This is a genomic window from Bartonella acomydis (genome assembly GCF_039543025.1).
Classification (GTDB): domain Bacteria; phylum Pseudomonadota; class Alphaproteobacteria; order Rhizobiales; family Rhizobiaceae; genus Bartonella; species Bartonella acomydis.
Genome location: NZ_BAABIY010000057.1, coordinates 1 through 784, shown reverse-complemented (window position 1 = coordinate 784; position 784 = coordinate 1). Strand labels below are relative to the sequence as shown.

General features: G+C 40.6%; 1 protein-coding gene. It reads right to left on the bottom strand.

Translation table 11 applies throughout. From position 1 onward, the window contains the following. The coding region (locus ABD909_RS06985; RefSeq protein ID WP_345097240.1) for an autotransporter outer membrane beta-barrel domain-containing protein at nucleotides 1-784 on the bottom strand (784 nt) is incomplete at both ends.

Genomic DNA, 784 nt, shown 5'->3' with positions numbered 1-784 from the left:
TCCCTAATTTAAATTCATACCCTAACGATAATCCAACCTCACTGCGCAGTGACGTCAATGGCTTGATAGCACCTGTCATTTCATTCGAAAGTTTGATTTCTTTGCCTTTAACTTGCAACCACCTCAATTGCGCATAAGGCTGTAACCAAATGTTCTGCAGAATCTTCATACGATAGCCCACTTCAAATGATGAGCCCACTGCACTCTGTTTATAATTTCCTTCAATCGATAAACCATTCGTTGAAATAGCCTTCAGATTATTTTGATAATGATTGTATTTTAAAATACTGTCTAGATACCATCCACTATGGTCAAAATACCCCGCATAAGTTCCAACACTATAAGTGTTTATGCCACTCACTCCCCCTCGTGCATGGGCAATACGCGCTTGATCATAACTGCCAAAACCACCTATATAAAACTCTCCATGCCCCCATTCACTGAAACCATTGAGACCTAGCACTATCCCTGTTTGCTCAAGTTTAAAATCTATATGATCTGTAACAATATTTTCTTTGCTTTTTATCGCATAACTCCAGAGAGCTGCATTTTCTTGATTTTTATCTAGAACTCCTCTCGCCACACGTACTGTTTGCAACTCATTATGAAAAATAAGCCCTGGAGCCACAGACATCGACAATACGGCATCCGTAGAAGGCGTGGTAAAAAAACGAGGCGTTGAAATTTCCTTACGCGCTTGTGGAAGAGATTGCTGCTGATCGCTTGGACGCAAAATCATCTGATCGACTATCAATGAAGCATCTCCTGAAACAGTAGCTTGATG